At 40.0% G+C, this 16,545-nt stretch carries 16 protein-coding genes and 1 pseudogene; 1 reads left to right on the top strand and 16 read right to left on the bottom strand.

All coding sequences use genetic code 11. The features are described from left to right. Nucleotides 1-69: 69 nt before the first annotated feature. From HT731_RS09100 to pbp2a, 5 genes and pseudogenes are all read right to left on the bottom strand, one after another. Nucleotides 70-375 (bottom strand): annotated as a pseudogene (locus tag HT731_RS09100) (hypothetical protein); the annotation flags it as partial. 54 nt (nucleotides 376-429) lie between these two features. Then, nucleotides 430-966, bottom strand: a complete 537-nt coding sequence (gene nusG / locus HT731_RS09095) for a transcription termination/antitermination protein NusG (RefSeq protein WP_000376739.1) — start codon at nucleotides 964-966, stop codon at nucleotides 430-432. Nucleotides 967-1,020: 54 nt separating this feature from the next. Further along, a complete protein-coding gene (gene secE / locus HT731_RS09090; RefSeq protein WP_001210991.1) occupies nucleotides 1,021-1,197 on the bottom strand; it encodes a preprotein translocase subunit SecE in 177 nt (58 codons plus the stop codon). 9 nt (nucleotides 1,198-1,206) lie between these two features. Continuing rightward, a complete protein-coding gene (gene rpmG / locus HT731_RS09085) occupies nucleotides 1,207-1,359 on the bottom strand; it encodes a 50S ribosomal protein L33 (protein ID WP_001809375.1) in 153 nt (50 codons plus the stop codon). A 52-nt stretch (nucleotides 1,360-1,411) separates the two neighbouring features. Next, nucleotides 1,412-3,607 (bottom strand): penicillin-binding protein PBP2A, encoded by a 2,196-nt coding sequence (pbp2a, locus tag HT731_RS09080; RefSeq protein WP_173278627.1) that lies wholly within the window; start codon nucleotides 3,605-3,607, stop codon nucleotides 1,412-1,414. Between the two features lie 86 nt (nucleotides 3,608-3,693). Here pbp2a and HT731_RS09075 point away from each other — a divergent pair, with 86 nt between their 5' ends. Then, the gene (locus tag HT731_RS09075) at nucleotides 3,694-4,569 is read left to right on the top strand and encodes an RluA family pseudouridine synthase (protein ID WP_079114901.1); all 876 of its coding nucleotides are present in this window, start codon (nucleotides 3,694-3,696) and stop codon (nucleotides 4,567-4,569) included. Between the two features lie 72 nt (nucleotides 4,570-4,641). On the opposite strand, the gene gap is transcribed toward HT731_RS09075, so the two are convergent. The 11 genes from gap to HT731_RS09020 all read right to left on the bottom strand — a co-directional run bounded on the left by gap (nucleotide 4,642) and on the right by HT731_RS09020 (nucleotide 16,502). Beyond that, entirely contained in the window at nucleotides 4,642-5,649 is a 1,008-nt protein-coding gene (gene gap, locus HT731_RS09070) for a type I glyceraldehyde-3-phosphate dehydrogenase (protein WP_000260685.1), read from the bottom strand. A gap of 318 nt (nucleotides 5,650-5,967) precedes the next feature. Next, on the bottom strand, nucleotides 5,968-8,619 hold the full coding sequence (gene adhE, locus HT731_RS09065) for a bifunctional acetaldehyde-CoA/alcohol dehydrogenase (RefSeq protein WP_000763951.1): 2,652 nt from the start codon (nucleotides 8,617-8,619) through the stop codon (nucleotides 5,968-5,970). A gap of 299 nt (nucleotides 8,620-8,918) precedes the next feature. Continuing rightward, nucleotides 8,919-9,329: an MORN repeat-containing protein gene (locus tag HT731_RS09060; RefSeq protein ID WP_061759621.1), complete on the bottom strand. Its 411-nt coding sequence runs from the start codon at nucleotides 9,327-9,329 to the stop codon at nucleotides 8,919-8,921. Next, complete coding sequence (locus HT731_RS09055; RefSeq protein ID WP_061759620.1) at nucleotides 9,316-9,759, bottom strand: low molecular weight protein-tyrosine-phosphatase; 444 nt, start codon at nucleotides 9,757-9,759, stop codon at nucleotides 9,316-9,318. Before HT731_RS09055 ends, HT731_RS09060 begins: the two co-directional genes overlap by 14 nt. A gap of 46 nt (nucleotides 9,760-9,805) precedes the next feature. Then, the gene (gene yajC, locus HT731_RS09050) at nucleotides 9,806-10,105 is read right to left on the bottom strand and encodes a preprotein translocase subunit YajC (protein WP_061759619.1); all 300 of its coding nucleotides are present in this window, start codon (nucleotides 10,103-10,105) and stop codon (nucleotides 9,806-9,808) included. A 116-nt stretch (nucleotides 10,106-10,221) separates the two neighbouring features. After that, complete coding sequence (tkt, locus tag HT731_RS09045) at nucleotides 10,222-12,198, bottom strand: transketolase (RefSeq protein WP_061759618.1); 1,977 nt, start codon at nucleotides 12,196-12,198, stop codon at nucleotides 10,222-10,224. A gap of 115 nt (nucleotides 12,199-12,313) precedes the next feature. Further along, nucleotides 12,314-12,937, bottom strand: coding sequence for a hypothetical protein (locus HT731_RS09040; RefSeq protein WP_061759617.1), 624 nt, complete (start codon nucleotides 12,935-12,937; stop codon nucleotides 12,314-12,316). A gap of 50 nt (nucleotides 12,938-12,987) precedes the next feature. Then, complete coding sequence (jag, locus tag HT731_RS09035; RefSeq protein ID WP_061759616.1) at nucleotides 12,988-13,974, bottom strand: RNA-binding cell elongation regulator Jag/EloR; 987 nt, start codon at nucleotides 13,972-13,974, stop codon at nucleotides 12,988-12,990. Between the two features lie 17 nt (nucleotides 13,975-13,991). Next, on the bottom strand, nucleotides 13,992-14,816 hold the full coding sequence (locus HT731_RS09030) for a membrane protein insertase YidC (protein WP_228343433.1): 825 nt from the start codon (nucleotides 14,814-14,816) through the stop codon (nucleotides 13,992-13,994). Next, a complete protein-coding gene (gene rnpA / locus HT731_RS09025) occupies nucleotides 14,791-15,162 on the bottom strand; it encodes a ribonuclease P protein component (RefSeq protein ID WP_000739245.1) in 372 nt (123 codons plus the stop codon). The genes HT731_RS09030 and rnpA overlap by 26 nt, the downstream gene beginning before the upstream one ends. A 149-nt stretch (nucleotides 15,163-15,311) precedes the next feature. After that, nucleotides 15,312-16,502 (bottom strand): acetate kinase, encoded by a 1,191-nt coding sequence (locus HT731_RS09020; RefSeq protein WP_024056735.1) that lies wholly within the window; start codon nucleotides 16,500-16,502, stop codon nucleotides 15,312-15,314. Nucleotides 16,503-16,545: the final 43 nt, after the last annotated feature.

Raw genomic sequence — 16,545 nt, 5'->3', positions numbered from 1 at the left:
TTTTTTGTCAACTACTTTTTCCAATTTTTTTCAAATTTTTTTAAATTTTTTCGACTTTTTTAAATTTGACTATTTCAGCCCAATATCAAACTCTTTAAACACAATACGTAAGTCCCTTAATACTCTTTGACGTCCTCGAAAACGTTCATTTCTTAAAACACGTTCTAACTCTTCTTGTTTTTCTTTACTTTGTTCCTTTCTATACCTCCGTAATGTTTCATAAAAGAGATAATAATCATCTAGCCACAGACCTCCCTCACTTATACGATGACTAATCTCACCTACTTCTTCATAGGGTTCTTTAAGCATAACGTTCCCCTTTCTAGATACAGTCTAACAGATTCGAAACATCGTTTGTGACATTTTCTCCATTCTGTTCTCTTCACCGTCTCAAATGCACAAAAAAGAGAGGACGGGCCTCTCTCGGGGTTATAATTCTGCAATTTGGTTTAGGTTTACTTCTGCTACTGTGTCATTACCAAACATAGAGATAATCATTTTCACTTTATTGTTATCAATCTCTGTAATCTTACCAGTATAGTCTGCAAAAGCACCATCAATAATACGTACAGTTTGACCAACTTCAACATCGAAATCAAATTCTTGAACAGTTTGTCCCATAGATACCAAAATGTCACGAATTTCTTGTTCCAATAATGGAGTTGGTTTTGATCTGTTCCCGTGAGATCCGACGAATCCTGTAACGTTTGGTGTATTTCGAACAACAAACCAAGCTTCATCTGTCATGACCATTTCTACAAGAACATAACCTGGAAAGCGATTTTCTTCTACTTCTTTTCTCTTTCCATTTTTTTCAACTTGCACTGTTTGTGTTGGGATTTCAACGCGTAGAATATTATCCAACATATTGTAGGTTTGTGCACGTTGTAATAGATTTTCTTTTACCTTATTTTCATAACCAGAATAAGTTTGTAAAACAAACCACCCTTTATCAAAACTATCCATGATATTTCCTTTCATAAATAGAAGATTTTTAGTGTAATTAACTCCACTAACCTTCTAAAAAATGTTAATAAATCGAATCAAACCTGAAACAATCAACTGGTCAAAAATGTAAATAATTACTACAAAGAAAGCTGTGTATTCCATGATAGAACGAAAATCTCTCCAGCTTTCCTTGCGAGTTGGCCATGTTGTGTCTTTAAGAAGTCTAAAAATATCTCCAATAAAACGCATCGCTCTCTCCTATCTCGTTTCTCTGTGTGTAGTGTACTTGCCACAATGCTTACAAAATTTATTTACTTCTAGTCGTGTAGGCTTGGGGTTTCCACTGATCTTGATTGAATAGTTTCTCGAACCACAAACCGCACAAGCTAGGCTTGCTTTTTTTAGTGCCATAACGCCTCCATCTTATCTATTATAACAAGAAAGCTAGACTTTGACAAGCATCTTAGCGGAATAGATTGACTACCGAATCCCAGATTGTTTGAGCCTTTTCTTTAATCTTGGCATCCGAGATAGCCCGACTAGCCTCATCTACTAGACTTTGCGCACGTCCTCGAATATCAGACAAATTATCATCTGTCTGGCTATTATCATTGGTTTGTACTTGTCTTTTTGTGTTAGCTGGTGCGATTCCATTTTTCTTATATGCATTTTCAACTGTAAAGGTACTTCCTGGGGTATAAGGTAAAATGGTATTTGCAATATTTCTGAAGACATGAGCTGCACCGTTTGAAGTAGATCCTGCTAGATAGTGATTTTCATCAGTGGTCGGAAAACCAAGCCAGTGACTAATCACTACATCTGGAGTATAACCAATTACCCACTGGTCACTTGTGTATTCTGGATTGAAAACTGCTTCGGTTGTACCAGTTTTCCCTGCCATGACATAGTCTGCAGGCGATGAACTAATTCCCGTTCCGTTGGTGAATGTACCCAACATCATACTGGTCATCTTGTCAGCTACAGACTTATCAATCACCCGTTTTTGTGAATTTTTATGGCTTGCAATAACTTGTCCACTAGCATTTTCAATTCTACTAATAAAATGAGCTTCCGGCATTAACCCTTCATTTGCAAAAGCAGCATATGCTTGAGCCATTTGAAGAGGGTTGGTTTCAACACCGCTTCCCAAGGCGACGCCAAGAACACGATCGACCTTTTCCATGTTGAGTCCGAATTTTTCGCCTGCTTCAAAAGCCTTGTCAACGCCCAAATCATTAACAGTGGCAACAGCAGGTAGATTAAGCGATTCTGCCAAGGCTTGATACATAGGAACTTCTCGACTCGTTTTGATTCCTGCATAGTTATCAACCTTATAGCTATCGTACTGCATGGTATGGTTATCCAACTGCTTATTCAAAGCCCAGCCTGCTTCAACTGCTGGCGTATAAACAACTAAAGGCTTAATTGTAGAACCAGGACTACGTTTTGATTGAGTTGCATAGTTGAAATTACGGAATCCAGTTTTATCATTGTCAGCAACTTGACCGACAACTCCACGAACTCCCCCTGTTTTCGGTTCGAGAGCGACACTTCCTGATTGAGCAAATGTTCCATCCTCTGCCCTCGGAAATAGAGCTTTATTTTCATAGACAACCTGCATATTTGCTTGATAGTTTTGGTCCAGCTCTGTGTAAATGCGGTAGCCATTATTTACGATTTCTTCCTCTGTTAGATTATACTTAGAAACGGCTTCGTTAACCACCGCATCAAAGTAAGAAGGATAGCGGTAATCTGAAATTTTTCCTTCATACTTATCGTGCAATTGCGAAGTCATATCAACTCCCGTAGCTTCGGTTTCTTGGCTTTTATCAATATAACCCGCTGCAACCATATTTTGCAAAACAGTATCGCGACGATTAGTAGAATCTTCTACAGAATTCAAAGGATTATACAATTCCGGCCCTTTGAGCATACCTGCCAGAGTCGCAGCTTGATCCAAACTCACTTCTGATGCAGAAACTCCAAAGTATTTCTTACTCGCGTCTTCGACACCCCACACACCATTTCCAAAATAGGCGTTGTTTAGGTACATAGTTAGAATCTGATCCTTGCTATATTTTTTTGTTAATTCTAAAGCTAGGAAAAATTCTTTCGCTTTTCTCTCAACTGTTTGATCCTGCGATAGATAGGCGTTTTTAGCCAGCTGTTGGGTAATAGTAGAACCACCACCTGAACGACCAGCAGTGACAATAGCCAAGAAGAAACGACCATAGTTAATCCCGTCATTTTTATAGAAAGAACGGTCTTCTGTCGCAATAACAGCATTTTGCAAATTTTTACTGATGTCAGTCAGTTCAACGTAGGTTCCCTTTTGACCAGACAAGGCACCTGCCTCTTTTTCTTCACGGTCAAAAATGAGGGTTCGAGTTTTCAAGGCATTTTGCAAATCATTGACATTGGTTGATTTGGCTACAGCAAACAAATAGGTTCCGACTAGCAAGCCTGCACTCAAACCTAGTATAACAACGATTTTCGTTAGATGATAGCGGCGCCAGAATTTTCGAATTGGACCTACTTGGGCTAATTTTTTCCTATCACTGCGAGAACGGCGCAAGCTAGTAGAACCAGAATCCTCCGATTCACTTGTTTCTTTTTTAAAAAGAGAAAGAAATTTCTCAAATAATTTATCTAATTTCATGCGTTTATTTTATCATCTTCATCATAGGAAGACAAGAATTTAGCTATTTCCTATCCAAATAAGGCTTTTTTTGTTACAATATCTGTATGCAATTCAAATTTACATTACCAGCCTCTTTACCTCAAATGACGGTGAAGCAATTACTAGAAGAGCAACTCCTCATCCCTAGAAAAATCCGGCATTTTTTGAGAACCAAGAAACATATTTTGATTAATCAGCGAGAAGTTCATTGGAACGAGGTGGTGAAACCTGGCGATGTTTGCCAATTGACTTTTGACAAGGAAGATTATCCCAAAAAAGAAATTCCTTGGGGAAACCCAGACTTAGTTCAGGAAGTTTATCAAGACCAACACTTGATTATTGTCAACAAACCCGAGGGGATGAAAACCCACGGTAACCAACCAAACGAAATTGCTCTTCTTAACCATGTCAGTGCCTACATTGGCCAAACCTGTTATGTTGTCCATCGTCTGGACATGGAAACCAGTGGCTTAGTCCTCTTTGCCAAAAATCCTTTTATCCTACCCATTCTCAACCGCTTATTGGAGAAAAAAGAGATTTCTAGAGAATATTGGGCACTAGTTAACGGAAATACCAACCAGAAAGAACTTATCTTCAAAGACAAAATTGGACGTGATCGTCATGATCGCAGAAAACGAGTAGTTGATACAAAAAATGGGCAATCTGCTGAAACACATGTAAGCAGATTAAAGCAATTCCCAAACAAGACCTCCTTGGTTCGTTGCAAACTAAAGACAGGTCGAACCCATCAGATTCGTGTGCACCTTTCTCATCATAATCTTCCTATCCTGGGTGATCCTCTCTATAATAGTAAATCAAAGACAAGTCGTCTTATGCTTCATGCCTTTCGACTATCCTTTACCCATCCGCTTACTTTAGAGAAATTAAGCTTCACTACCCTTTCAGATACTTTTGAAAAAGAATTAAAAAAGAATGGATGATTGTTGTGTCATCCATTTTTTCCATATAAGAAAAGCAAGACCAAGAGGTCTTGCTTTTTATCGACTCATGAATTATTTAGCGATTTTTGCGAAGTATTCAAGAGTACGAACAAGTTGTGCAGTGTATGACATTTCGTTGTCGTACCATGATACAACTTTAACCAATTGTTTACCGTCAACGTCAAGAACTTTAGTTTGAGTTGCGTCAAACAATGAACCGTAAGACATACCTACGATATCTGAAGATACGATTGGATCTTCTGTGTAACCGTATGATTCGTTTGAAGCTGCTTTCATAGCTGCGTTCACTTCATCAACAGTAACGTTCTTTTCAAGAACTGCTACCAATTCAGTAACTGATCCAGTTGGAGTTGGAACGCGTTGTGCAGATCCGTCAAGTTTACCGTTCAATTCTGGGATTACAAGACCGATAGCTTTTGCAGCACCAGTTGAGTTAGGAACGATGTTTGCAGCACCAGCGCGAGCACGGCGAAGGTCACCACCACGGTGTGGTCCGTCAAGGATCATTTGGTCACCAGTGTAAGCGTGGATAGTAGTCATCAATCCTTCAACAACACCAAAGTTGTCTTGAAGAGCTTTAGCCATTGGAGCCAAGCAGTTTGTAGTACATGAAGCACCTGAGATAACTGTTTCAGTACCGTCAAGAACGTCGTGGTTAGTGTTGAATACAACTGTTTTAACGTCGTTTCCACCAGGAGCAGTGATAACAACTTTTTTAGCTCCACCTTTAAGGTGTTTTTCAGCTGCTTCTTTCTTAGCAAAGAAACCAGTAGCTTCAAGAACGATTTCTACACCGTCAGTAGCCCAGTCGATTTGTTCTGGATCACGTTCAGCAGAAACTTTAACGAATTTACCGTTAACTTCGAATCCACCTTCTTTAACTTCAACAGTACCGTCGAAACGACCTTGAGTTGTGTCGTATTTCAACAAGTGTGCAAGCATAACTGGGTCTGTAAGGTCGTTGATGCGTGTAACTTCAACACCTTCTACGTTTTGGATACGACGGAAAGCAAGACGACCGATACGTCCGAAACCGTTAATACCAACTTTAACTACCATTAGTGATTTCCTCCTTATGAAAATCATGAAATTTTTATTGTGAAAAGAGTAACTTGAATCACTACAAATCACCTTTCAACAAACCTATTATATAACTATTTGAGTTGAATTGCAAGTACGGGCGTTGTTTTTTGTCTATACTCCACTTATTTTTCTTTCTCCTTTGAAAGCCTATACTACTGTCTTTCTTTGTCTACCTAGTCATTTACCGGTTTCCTTTTAAAATGAAAAGTGAAAATAGAAAAGCTAAAAATTATTTTCAATCTTCCAATTTTACAAAAAAGAGACAGGAAATTCCTGCCTCTAGGCTGATAACAATTATTTACGACGTCCTGGTCTTTCTTTGTAGCCATAGTAAGAATCTTCGATGATTTCTTGCATATGGTCAACCATTGGAAGGCGTGGGTTAGCTGGTGAACATTGGTCTTCGTAAGCAAGGAAGGCTAATTCACGTGAATGTTCTTTCCATTCTTTTTCATCGATTCCTTGTGCTTTGAAGTTCATTTGGATACCTACGCGCTCACCAAGTTCGTAGACAGCTTTTGCATAAGATTCCACACCTTCTTCTGGAGTAGAAGCTGGAAGTCCAAGCATGCGTGCGATATCTTGATATTTTTCATCTGCACGGTAGTAGTTGTACTTAGGCCATGTTGCTGTCTTAGCTGGACGTGTACCGTTGTAGCGGATGACGTATGGAAGCAAGATAGCATTAGTACGACCGTGGATTGTGTGGAATTGCGCACCAATCTTATGGGCCATTGAGTGAGAAATACCTAGGAAGGCATTGGCAAAGGCCATACCAGCGATTGTTGAAGCGTTATGCATTTTCTCACGTGAGTGGAAGTCTGCATTCTTAACTGAGCTTTCAAGGTTTTCGAATACAAGTTTGATGGCTTGAAGTGCAAGACCATCAGTGTAGTCGCTAGCCATTTGTGATACGTAAGCTTCAGTCGCGTGAGTCAATACGTCCATACCAGTATCCGCAGCTACAAATCCTGGAACTGTCAATACCAAAGCAGGGTCTACGATTGCCACAGTTGGTGTCAATGAGTAGTCAGCGATTGGGTATTTACGGTTGTTTGCTTTATCAGAGATAACGGCAAATGGTGTTACTTCAGATCCTGTACCAGATGTTGTTGGGATTGCGATGAATTTAGTCTTCTTACCAAGCAATGGGAATTTGAAGGCGCGTTTACGGATATCCATGAATTTTTGGACAAGGTCACGGAAGTCCACTTCTGGTTGTTCGTAGAAGAGCCACATTACTTTAGCAGCATCCATTGGAGATCCACCACCAAGAGCGATGATTGTATCTGGTTTGAAGGCACGCATGATTTCAGTACCACGTTCAACTGTAGTGATATCTGGATCTGGTTCTACATCAGCAAAGATTTGGTAAACCACCTTATTGCGACGAAGGTCAAGTTGTTCAATGATACGATCAAGGAAGCCAAGCTCTACCATAGCGTGGTCAGTAACGATCATGACACGCTCAACGTCACGACATTTTTGAAGGTATTGAATTGAATCACGTTCAAAGTATGTTTTTGAAGGAAGTTTCATCCATTGCATGTTATTTCTCCGTCTTCCGACTTTTTTGATATTCAAGAGGTTAATGGCACTAACGTTATCCCCAACTGAGTTGCGTCCGTAAGAACCACATCCAAGTGTCAATGATGGCAAGAAGGCATTGTAAACGTCCCCGATACCACCGAAAGTAGAAGGTGAGTTACAGATAACACGAATAGCTTTAACAGCTTTACCAAATTCTTTAGTCAATTCTTCGTCAGCTGTGTGGATAGCTGCTGAGTGTCCAAGACCGTTAAATTCAACCATTTGACGAGCCTTAGTAATACCATCTTCACGGCTTTCAGATTTCAAAACTGCGATAACTGGTGACAATTTTTCACGAGTCAATGGCTCATTTTCACCAACTTCTTTACATTCTGCAGCAAGAATGTTTGTTCCTTCTGGAACTGTAAATCCTGCTTGTTCTGCAATCCAAGTTGCTGGTTTACCCACGATATCAGCGTTCAATTTCGCACCAGCACAGTTTTTGCTGTTTGCTTTCACGCCGAAACAGAATTCTTCAAGAAGAGCTTTTTCTTTTTTGTTTACAAAGTAAGTGTGGTAAGATTTGAACTCTGCTACAAATTCATCGTAAATTTCTTTATCAATGATAACCGCTTGCTCTGAGGCACAGACCATACCGTTATCAAATGATTTAGACATGACGATATCGTGTGCTGCTTGACGGATGTTTGCTGATTTTTCAACATAAGCTGGAACGTTTCCGGCACCTACTCCAAGAGCTGGTTTACCACATGAGTATGCAGCTTTAACCATGGCATTACCACCTGTTGCAAGGATTGTAGCAATACCTTCGTGGTTCATAAGCGCACTAGTTGCTTCCATAGATGGTTCAGTAATCCACTGTACACAGTTTTCAGGCGCTCCTGCTTTAATCGCAGCATCACGAACGATTTGAGCTGCGTGAGCTGATGATTCTTGAGCTGATGGGTGGAAGGCAAATACGATTGGATTACGTGTCTTCAATGAAATCAATGATTTGAAGATTGCTGTTGATGTTGGGTTTGTTGTAGGAGTGATACCACAAACAACACCAACTGGTTCAGCTATAAGAGTCAAACCTGTCACATCGTCTTCTTCGATAACGCCAACTGTCTTAGTGTGGCGCATGTTGTTTACTACGTGTTCACAAGCAAACAAGTTCTTCGTTGCTTTATCTTCAAATACACCACGTCCTGTTTCTTCAAAGGCATGTAAAGCCAATTCTCCATGGGCATCCAAAGCTGCTACTGACGCTTTAGCTACGATGTAGTCAACCTGCTCTTGATCCAACTTACGCATTTCTTCAAGAGCAACTAGAGCTTTTTGCACCAATCCATCGACATGCTTTTCAGCAGCGAGTTTCTTTTCCTCTGGTGTCACAGTTTTTTTATCAGCCATATTTTCCTCCATAGCTTTCAAGGATTGATATCCTTTGTTAATTTATTCACAAGTTTATTATAACGCATTATTTCAACTTTGTAAACAGTTTCATAAACATTTCACAAAGAATTTTTAGTTCCTTGTGAAATTTATTTCATTTTCTTTTCTTATCAGGTTTTATCTTTGAAGTTTGTGAAATTTATTTCAAATATTTTTTATTTCACAAACTTGCTTGGAAGAGGAGCTTGGAAAGAAAGGAGTTTGCAGGTAAGCGCTTACTTAAAGATTCTAACAATACCTCCTTTGATAAGGAGGCTTTATTTTTGTTGAAAAACGCCTTGTTTAAAAGTCCCTTCATAAACAACTTCTTGTTCTGTTGTTAGTTTTCCTTTTCCTTCAGCCTGACCGTTCACAAAATCACCTTCGTAGGTCCAGCCTTCTTTAGATTGAAAGGTACCTTTTCCGTTGAAGGCTCCATTGTTGAAACCACCAGTATATTGGTCTCCATTTTGGAAGGTAATGGTACCTTGACCATTCATTTTACCACGGACAAGACTGCCGTCGTAAACAATCGTTCCATTATCGAGTTTTAGAACACCTTTTCCGGGAATATTTAGAAAAAAGACGAGTACAGCACAAAAAACAATGGCAACTACTGCTAAAAGCTCGAAACGTGGACGAGTCAGATAGACACGATACTTTTCGTAAACATTCTTAAGATTTTCCACCTTCACTCTCCTTTTCTAAACGTTCTAACCAAGCTTGACAGCCCTCTTGAACACGTCGATAGGTTTCCTCAAAATCTCCTGTATACCAAGGATCTGGAACACTTTCAGATGCGAATGAGTAAATCTTATCTTGACAGTCTGCTGGACACATCTGACGTAAGTCAGAAACATTTGAAGCATCCATGCCGATAATATAATCAAAGGCTTCAAAATCTTCCTTGCTAATCTGAAGCGATGTTTTGCCTTTGTCATAAGGAATCTCATACTCTTGAAAAATTCCCTGAGTCCCCTTATGAATTGGATTGCCATGTTCCCAAGAGGAAGTTGCTCGACTTTGGATTTCGTAGTTATCTGTCATCGATTTCATCACAAACTCAGCCATAGGACTGCGGCAAATATTTCCCAGGCAGACAAAGACTAGTTTTTTCATCCCATTTCCTTTCTTTTATAGAAAAACGGGAGTTCGTGATCCCGTCTTATTTTTCGATTGCACCTTCTAATGAAGCTGTTTCTTTCAGCGGTAATACAGTCTTGATAGCAGCTAGTTCAAAAGTCAAGTAAACTCCATCTACATCAAGAACAATTGTTCCCTTCTCAGTATCTACTTCATCGACTGTTCCATAAAGTCCACCGATTGTAATCACTTCATAGCCTTTTTGTAGTTTATTCAAACTTTCCATACGTTTTTGTGCTTGTTTCTTTTGAGAACGTTGCGTAAAGAACATCAAACCCATCATAAGGACTAGTATGATTAAAAATGTATAATTTGGATTCATTAGTTTCTCCTTTGTCTTTTACATAGGACTACTATATCAAATTTCAGCTACTTTTACAAGATTGTACCTTGCTTTTCTAGTAAGAAAAATCAGAGCTTGCGCCCTGATTTCTAGGATTATTTCAAGTTTTGAACAACTTTTACAAGATTTTCTACAGTAAAGCCATATTCTGCCAATACTTTTGGTGCTGGGGCAGAGGCTCCGAAGGTATCAATACCAAGAACGGCACCATCTAGTCCAACATATTTGTACCAGTTTTGACTTGCACCCATTTCAACTGCAACACGACGGCGAACTGCATTTGGTAGAATTTCTTCTTTGTAAGCTGCATCTTGTTTATCAAAGACATCTGTCGATGGCATACTAACTACGCGGACTTTTCCGCCTTGACTAGCCAATTCTTTGGCTGCTGAGACAGCTAGATTGACCTCTGAACCTGTCGCAATCAAGATTGTATCAAAGTCTGCTGCATTTTCATAGACAACATAAGCACCTTTAGCAACCTTGTCGAAGTCTGTTCCCTCTTCAACAGTCAAGTTCTGACGTGTCAAAACAAGGGCAGTTGGTGTTTTCTCACTTGTCACTGCAAGATACCAAGCTGCTTGCGTTTCACGCGCATCTGCTGGACGGAAAACATTTAGATTTGGCATAGCACGAAGACCTGCTAAGTGCTCAACTGGTTCGTGCGTTGGGCCATCTTCCCCAACCGCAATAGAATCGTGGGTAAAGACATAAGTCACAGGAAGTCCTTGCAAGGCTGACAAGCGGACAGCTGCCTTCACATAGTCAGAGAAGACGAAGAAAGTTCCACCGTATACACGAAGTCCACCATGAAGAGCCATCCCGTTCAAGATCGTTCCCATTGCAAATTCGCGGACACCAAACTGAATGTTACGGTTCAAGCGATTGGTATCGTCTTGAAGTCCGTCAGTCTTGATATAAGTCATGTTTGAGTGAGCTAGGTCAGCTGATCCACCCAAGAAAGTTGGCAACTTAGCTGCCACAACGTTCAAAGCATCCTGACTCGAGTTACGAGTTGCTTGAGAAAAGCCGTTTTCTAAGGTTGGGAAGTCTGCTGGAGTCACTTTAACTGGATCGCGTCCATCAATGATAGCTTCGACTTCTGCAGCCAATTCTGGGTGAGCTTCTTTATAATCAGCAACTAGCTTTGTCCAAGTTTGATAAGCTGATGCACCACGGTCTGCAACATGTTCTTTGAAATCAGCATATACTTGTTCTGGGATTTCAAATGGTTCGTAGTCCCAACCAAGGGCTTGACGAGTTGCTGCAGTTTCATCTGCTCCAAGAGGAGCACCGTGTACAGCATTCGTTCCTTGTTTGTTTGGAGAACCGTATCCAATGACAGTCTTCACTTCAATCAAAGATGGTTTACCTGAAGCTTTAGCTGTTTCGATAGCAGCATGGATGGCTTCCAAGTCTGTTCCATCTTCAACCAAGGCTGTATGCCAACCATAGGCATTGTAACGGTCACGAACACTTTCTGTAAAGGAATCCTTTGTCTCACCATCCAAGTTGATGTCATTTGAATCATAAAGAACAACCAACTTGTCTAGTTTTTGCAAGCCTGCGTATGAAGCTGCCTCACTTGAGACACCTTCCATCAAATCTCCGTCTCCACAAATAACGTAAGTATAGTGGTCAAAGATATTGTAGCCTTCGCGGTTATATTTAGCTGCCAAAAAACGTTCTGCTTGGGCAAAACCAGTAGCAGTTGAAATCCCTTGCCCTAGAGGACCTGTTGTAGCATCAATTCCTGCTGTATGGCCAAATTCTGGGTGACCAGGTGTTTTTGAACCCCATTGACGGAAGTTCTTAATCTCATCCATGCTGACATCTTCAAAACCAGAAAGGTGAAGAAGGGCATAAAGAAGCATTGAACCATGTCCTGCTGAAAGAATAAAGCGGTCACGGTTGATCCAGTTTGGTTGAGCTGGATTGATACGAAGTTGTTTTGTAAAGAGGCTGTAAGCCATCGGAGCTGCTCCCATAACCACACCTGGGTGACCTGAGTTGGCTTTATTAATGGCGTCAATACCTAGGAAACGAATTGCATTAACAGATAGATTTGACATAGAATTTCCTTTCTATTTGAGGTGATTATTGAATCACACATTCTATTTTACTATTATATGAAAAAATACATAGAATAGCAATTAAACAATTCGACGTAAATAAGTATTCTATTTGCTATCCTCTAGTCGCCTGATAATAGGGAAGTAAGCGTTCATAAGCATTTTCTAATTTTTCTAAAATCACTTCTAATGATTGATTTTCTATGATAGAAACATCTGCCTTAACTAAAACTTTTCGAATTTCCTGATTAGATAGTTTATTTCTTAAAATCTGACGATTTTCTTCGTTCGCATCCCATCTTTGACTTTGACCATCAGAGTAGACTAGATAATAAATCCCTTCAACGGTTGGAATTTCTAAAACTTTGGCCTGCTTACCTAGAGTTTGCTCATCTTTCTTGCGCTCAATGAAACTGACCTCTAAGGAAATACCAAAATCAGTAGATGTCCCGTACAAACGAAGAGCCAACATAGGTTCTGTTACTTGTCCGTCTCTCTGTAGATAGACCCAGAAATGTGGCCGCAAACGCTGCGCTTGGTTCATCCACTGACTAGTCTGTTGGAGTTGCCATTCTGGATGACTGGTTTGAAATACTTTAGCCAGTTCTGTAAAAGCCTTTCGTGCCTCTTGACCTTTGTGGCGAAATGCCAGCATTTTCTCTCGCTCTGCTCCAGCTTTATCTGGATTACGGTACTGGATCCCTGCAAAGTCTAAATAATCTCTTATCTTATTCAACATCAGTTTAATCTCCTCTAGCTAGCAAAAAATCAGGATAAACCTGATTTTACTTATTCTGTATCTACAACGACATAGCGATTTGGCTCGTCACCTTCAGAGTAACTAGTCACGCCATCCATACGTGAAATAATACGATGGATAATCTTACGTTCGCTATTTGACATTGGATCTGTTTGATGACTGCGGCCTTCTTCTAAAACACGAGTCGCCAATTTTTGAGCATAGGTCTGCAAGACTTCTGCACGGTGTTCAACATAATCATTGACATTGATTGTAATATAGAAGGTTCTTGAATAGCGGTTATAAAGATAATTTTGAGCCAACAGTTGCAAGGCCTTCAAGACTTTACCATGGTAGCCGATAATACGACCTGGTTCGTTAGTATCAATTTGCAAATTGATACTACGACGGTTATAATCATTTGAAAGTGTGGCTTCAACATCCATGTCATCCACAATCGCTTGAACATAGGCAGTCACATCCGTAGCCACCTGGGCAATATCAAAGCTCGGTTCAACTTTCAAGCCCATCTCTGTCAAGTCTTGATTTTCAGTTTGGTCTTGCTCAGTTTCAAGGTCATCAGCGCCCGCTTCTTCCCTCATCGCTTCCTCGATTTGAAGTTCATTTAAGATCTCAATGTGACCAGTTTCTTCTAAGATAGTGCTGGCATGTCTTTCATGTTTTAAGATTTCAGCCTTGACTTCATCAGAAATACCTTGACCTTCCTCTTCAATCTTTTTAATCGCCTCTACAACATGACCCAAATCAACAGTTGCTTCACTGACTGTTTTAACAGGCTCATTCAAATCATTGATTTGTTTTGGAACTCCCTTTACAGCTTGTTGGTTTGCTTTTACAACTGTCGTTTCACTAATAGCATCGATATCCACTTGGGCTGGTTTTTTACCAAATAAGCCAAGAAAGCCTTTTTTCTCACGAGAAATGACTTTGATATGAGCCTTCTTCCTTGGAATATCTAATTCTTTCAATCCTTTCTGGATTGCTTCTTCAACAGTTGAACCTGTAAATACTACCATTACCAGATTCCTCCTTATTATTTCGTTTTCTGAGCCTTTTTCTTGGCTTTTCTTTTTCTATTTTCCAAATCTTTCTGTGCCTGTACTACGGCCTCGCGCTCTGCGATAATCTTGAATGGATTGTTCAAGAAATAGGTTTGCAAGACTTGATAAGCATTGGACACTGTCCAGTATAGGGCGACTCCACCTGGCGCATAAACTGCAAAGATAAAAATCAAGACTGGAATCCCATACATCATCGCAGTCGTAGCCCCATTACGCTCAGACAAGGCTTTGTTGGACAACCAAGTACTTAAAAAGGTGAATACTGCTGCTAAAATCGGAAGAACAAGGGTTGTATCCACACCACCAAGGTTAATCCATAAGAAATGACCTGTCTTCAAAAAGTCAACTCTTGATAGAGCTTGGAACAAGGCCAAAATAACCGGCATCTGAATCAAAATCGGCCAAAGAGAATCTGACTGTCTGACACCCATTTCTTTAAAGACTTTACGCATTTCTTGCTCTAGCTTGGTTTTGCTTTCCATATCTCGACCTGGATATTGTTCTCGAAGCGCCTTAATGCGTGGTTGAGCTTCTTGCATTTTTCTAGAAGCCACCATTTGCACTTGAAAGACTGGCAAGAGGACTGTACGAATCAAGACCGTAAAGAGAATAATCCCCACTCCGATACTGATATCAAACGATAAAAAGCGAATGATTTCCGCAAAGAAGTAAACAAATTTACTCCAAAAATCAGCCGAATTGGCTGTAATATCGCTAGTTGTCCCATTAGTCGCACAGGCTGTCATGATAAATAGGGACAGTCCTAGCAAACTAGTCAACTGTAGTTTCTTTTTCACTCCCATTTCCTTCCTGGTAAATCTTTGATAATTTTAATACGTGGAGTAGATTTTTCTCCATCTCTGCGTATCCCAAGGTTTCGACTCCTTTTCGAGCAATGACAACAAAGTCGACATCTTCTACCAGACTCCCTTTGGCATTCTGGATAATATGCCGAATCCGTCGCTTAATTTGATTTCTAGTGACAGCATTCCCCAGTTTTTTGCTAACTGATAGACCTACTCGAAAATGGTTTTTCTGGTTTTCTAGTTGGTAGACAACAAATTTACGATTAGCAAAACTTGTCCCCTCCTTGAAAATCGCCTTAAAATCTTTCTCTCTTTTTACACGAAAGTTTTTCTTCAAAACTCAACTCCATCTATTAAATTACTACTATTATACCATATTTTTCAAAAAAGCCAATCATAGCAAGGTTTTGCACAATTTCATCAGAAAAAGAAGCTGGAAAAATCACTTTCCCAACTCCTTGTACGGAATATTTTTACTAGTTTTACTTATTTTTTCAAGCGTTCAACGTCACGGGCAATAACTAGCTCTTCATCTGTTGGAATAACCAATACACGGATCTTCGCTGCCTCTGTTGAGATATCTCCTGTCACACCAAAGACGTTCTTTTCTGGATCAACATCACAGCCAAACCAAGAGATACCTGAAATGACATCTTCACGCACATTTGCAGCATTTTCACCAATACCTGCTGTGAAGATAATAGCATCTGCTCCATTTAAGACTGCAAGGTATTGACCGATATGTTTTTGGATACGATCAACATACATTTCATAGGCTAAAGTGGCATCATGATCCCCTTCTTCCATAGCAGCAATCACATCACGCATATCACTAGATTTACCTGAAACCCCCATCAGTCCTGATTCACGATTAAGGACGCGACTAATGTCTTCAGGCGTGTTAAAGTCCTCTGTATATTGCATTAAGTAAGGAATGATAGCTGGGTCAATATCCCCTGTACGAGTTCCCATCATCACACCACCAAGTGGAGTGAATCCCATTGAAGTATCGACAGATTGACCACCCTTAACAGCTGTAATAGAAGCACCATTACCGATGTGGCAAGTAATCAATTTCAAGTCTTCTAATGGACGGCCCAAGAGTTTTGCTGCTTCTCCTGCTACAAACTGGTGACTTGTACCGTGGGCACCATATTTACGAACCTTGTTTTCTGTGTAATATTTTGTTGGTAGAGGATAGCGATAAGCTTTCTCTGGCATAGTTGTGTGGAATGAAGTATCAAAAACAACTACACTGGTAATGTCTGGCAACAATTCCTTGAAGGCACGAACACCTGCTGCATTGGCTGGATTGTGGAGAGGAGCTAACAAGCTCAACTCTTCAACTTTTTCTAAAACATCTCCCTCAACGACTGTTGATTCTTTAAAATATTCTCCACCTGCAACAACACGGTGTCCAACACCTGTAATCTCATCATAAGCCTTGATAATATCGAAACGAATCAAGTCATCCAATAAGATTTTAACAGCTTGTGTGTGATTTTCGATATCCAAAATTTGTTGTTCAGAACGGCCGTCAAATTTTACAGTTGAAATAGAATCTTTCAAACCAATCCGTTCAATTAAACCTTTAGCAAGAACTTTTTCCTCTGGCATTTGATAAAGTTGCCATTTCAAACTTGAACTTCCCGCATTGATTGCAATTGTTTTTGTCATAACATGATACCCCTTTTTAAGCGTTTTCATCTATTATAACAAA

Source organism: Streptococcus sp. k-163, from assembly GCF_013277555.1.
Taxonomy (GTDB): Bacteria; Bacillota; Bacilli; order Lactobacillales; family Streptococcaceae; genus Streptococcus.
This window is presented reverse-complemented; position numbering and strand designations above follow the sequence as displayed.

What these genes read in the sequence shown, in the direction of transcription:
- jag (WP_061759616.1), bottom strand. Translation starts at nt 13,974, where the DNA reads ATGGTAGTATTTACAGGTTCAACTGTTGAAGAAGCAATCCAGAAAGGA.
- tkt (WP_061759618.1), bottom strand. Translation starts at nt 12,198, where the DNA reads ATGTCAAATCTATCTGTTAATGCAATTCGTTTCCTAGGTATTGACGCC.
- gap (WP_000260685.1), bottom strand. Translation starts at nt 5,649, where the DNA reads ATGGTAGTTAAAGTTGGTATTAACGGTTTCGGACGTATCGGTCGTCTT.
- nusG (WP_000376739.1), bottom strand. Translation starts at nt 966, where the DNA reads ATGGATAGTTTTGATAAAGGGTGGTTTGTTTTACAAACTTATTCTGGT.
- HT731_RS09040 (WP_061759617.1), bottom strand. Translation starts at nt 12,937, where the DNA reads ATGTTGAATAAGATAAGAGATTATTTAGACTTTGCAGGGATCCAGTAC.
- pbp2a (WP_173278627.1), bottom strand. Translation starts at nt 3,607, where the DNA reads ATGAAATTAGATAAATTATTTGAGAAATTTCTTTCTCTTTTTAAAAAA.
- HT731_RS09020 (WP_024056735.1), bottom strand. Translation starts at nt 16,502, where the DNA reads ATGACAAAAACAATTGCAATCAATGCGGGAAGTTCAAGTTTGAAATGG.
- secE (WP_001210991.1), bottom strand. Translation starts at nt 1,197, where the DNA reads ATGCGTTTTATTGGAGATATTTTTAGACTTCTTAAAGACACAACATGG.
- HT731_RS09055 (WP_061759620.1), bottom strand. Translation starts at nt 9,759, where the DNA reads ATGAAAAAACTAGTCTTTGTCTGCCTGGGAAATATTTGCCGCAGTCCT.
- adhE (WP_000763951.1), bottom strand. Translation starts at nt 8,619, where the DNA reads ATGGCTGATAAAAAAACTGTGACACCAGAGGAAAAGAAACTCGCTGCT.
- HT731_RS09075 (WP_079114901.1), top strand. Translation starts at nt 3,694, where the DNA reads ATGCAATTCAAATTTACATTACCAGCCTCTTTACCTCAAATGACGGTG.
- yajC (WP_061759619.1), bottom strand. Translation starts at nt 10,105, where the DNA reads ATGAATCCAAATTATACATTTTTAATCATACTAGTCCTTATGATGGGT.
- rpmG (WP_001809375.1), bottom strand. Translation starts at nt 1,359, where the DNA reads ATGGCACTAAAAAAAGCAAGCCTAGCTTGTGCGGTTTGTGGTTCGAGA.